Source organism: Paenirhizobium naphthalenivorans (genome assembly GCF_007992095.1).
Taxonomy (GTDB): domain Bacteria; phylum Pseudomonadota; class Alphaproteobacteria; order Rhizobiales; family Rhizobiaceae; genus Allorhizobium; species Allorhizobium naphthalenivorans.
Window position 1 is genome coordinate 1 of sequence record NZ_BJZP01000072.1, and the last position, 2,508, is coordinate 2,508.

Sequence of the window (2,508 nt, forward strand, 5' to 3'; positions counted from 1 at the left end):
CGATGACGGGTCATCGCCACATAGGTCAGGTGCCGGTCGAGGGAAAGCGAGGCCAGAACCTTGACGCTGTCCACGGTCGCGCCCTGGCTCTTATGGATCGTGGTCGCATATCCATGATCGACGTTGTTATAGAGCCGCTGCTCTACGCTGATAACTTTGCGATGTTCGCCTTCGCCGACTTCGGAAACGATACGCCCCGGGGCGGCTTCCACGACCTTGGCCAGCATGCCGTTCTTGACGCCCAACGAGCCTTCATTCTTCAAGAAGACGATCTGGTCGCCAGCGGCAAAATGACGGATACCATCTTCCGTCTTGAAGGCGTGACCGCCATCGACGATCCCTCGTTCTACCAGCTTGGCGCGCGCCAGCTCGTTGAGCATCCTGACGTCGCGGCGAAGGTGGGCGAGCATTAGAGAGGACCGGGACGGATCGTACTCACGGTTCCAATCGGAGATAAGGTTTTCGACGGCTTGCGACTTTAAGGTCGATCCCATCATCCGACCGTTTGCACTGTAGGACTCGACAGCCTTGGCGATGTTGCCGCGAGCGAGATCGAGCGAAGCGTCGCGCATCCATTGCTCGCGCTGGCGATAGATGGTTTCGAGTTCGGCGTAGCCGATACGCTCAGTGATGGCGCGGAAGGCGGCACCTGCCTCGATCGGCTGCAACTGTTCGGGATCACCAATGAGAACGAGCTTCACGCCGCGCAGCGTTGCCTCTTCGACAAGCAGCGCCATCTGTTTGGAGGAGACCATGCCGGCTTCGTCGAGGACCATGACAGTCTTGTCGTCGAGTTGGTCGCGACCTTGGGCCCAGCGGAGTTCCCAGGAGGATAATGTGCGGGAAAGAATACCCGCTTCCTTTTCCAATCCTTCGGCCGCCTTCCCCGCCAGGGCGGCGCCAACGACACGATAGCCGGCCGCTTCCCAGGCCTCGCGCGCCGCCTTCATCATCGTGGTCTTGCCGGCGCCGGCGCGGCCGATCACGGCTGCAATCCGCTCTGGACCTGCAACATGCTCGATGGCCGTTTTCTGCTCATCCGAGAGGCGCTCATGGCGCGCGAACACCGCCTCAAGGATCTTCTGCCGGACGCGGTGTGACGATCGCTGGGACAGCCAGATCGACCGGTTTGCCATCTCGGCCTCAAGGCGGATCATCTCACGCGTGGTGAACCGAGCCGGCGTACGCACGCCTGAAGCGAAATCAATCCGCTCCCGATCGAGACGTAGCACATCAGGATTCTGCATGATCCGCGCCATCAGGCTTTGGAAGAGAGCCGCGTCGTCGACATAGCGATGGAGGACCTTCGCCACATCCTGGTTGTCGAAAACGCTTTTCTCACGGGTGATGAGATCGAGCACGATGCCGGGATTGCGTTGGATGCGCCGGACGTTCTCCGCGCGCCGCTCCTCCTGCAATTCAATCCGCTCGAGCTTCCGTGACCCGGCTGTCGCCAGCCCGTTTTCCGTTTCCGATTTTCGCTCGATGGCGGTGGCGCCGACCCCGATATGAATGGTCGGGGTCAGGTCGATACCCTGCTTTTCGAAGGATCGGCCATCGATGCGGATATCCAGCCCGGCAAGCGCCAGGTGGCGATTCTGGACAGCAAACCATCCGTTACGAAAGGCATTGAAGTCCTCGGCGCCACCCGCCCAGAGTTCATAGATGATTTTGCCGGCGTCATTGCGCATGGGCTGGCCGTCTGGTCCAAGAACAGCGACCTTCTTTGCACCGAACCCATCCTCGCTCAGAGGCCGCAACGTCGTCATCAGATGGACATGCGGGTTGCCGGGTGCATCGTGATAGACCCAGTCTGCGACCATACCCTTCGTCGTGATATGCTCGGCAACGAAGTCTTGCATCAGAGCGATGTTCTGCTCGGAGGAGAGCTCGATCGGCAGCGCGATGGTGATGTCCTTGGCGAGCTGGGCATCCACCCGTTTCTCGAACACCTCGACCTTGTTCCAGAACGCTTCCGAGGCTCCCGAGACGGATCGATCGGCAATCATGGCGCGCAGCCAGTCTGGCGCATCGGCAGGGATCACGAACTCCTCGTGCAGAAGACCCTGCTTGCCTGTGTAGTCGATCGTGCGTGCTTCCCGCTCATACTCCATCCTGGTGCAGTGCCGGTAGGCCGCAGACAGCACTGCGCTGCGGCCAGAGCCACGAGCGACGATGCTGACTGAGAAATGCGGGACGGCCACGGGCGGATCGCTCCTTCTTGCGAACGAAATCAACAGGTTGATCGCAAGAGGTGGCCCCGCCAGGGGGCAAAAGCAGAACGTCGCGTCAGCGACGTATAATTGCGCCCTTGGATCCGCTCTTGTCGAGCGGCGGGATCATTCGCCAAATGCTGACGCTTTGGCGAGGTACAAATTTGTACCTGTCCTGCCGGGGAAAAATCGGGGACTCTCATCCCACCATTCCACGGATATCACTGGAGATTGCATCCCGATGAAGAAGCCAACGTCGAAAATTCGCGAAGAACTTGCCCGTTTGCAGGAACAA

General features: G+C 60.0%; 1 protein-coding gene. It reads right to left on the bottom strand.

Annotated features, from left to right (window positions below):
- Positions 1-2,204 (bottom strand): Ti-type conjugative transfer relaxase TraA (gene traA / locus RNA01_RS23010; protein ID WP_147182415.1); only part of this gene is annotated, 2,204 nt, incomplete at its 3' end.
- Positions 2,205-2,508 lie beyond the last annotated feature (304 nt).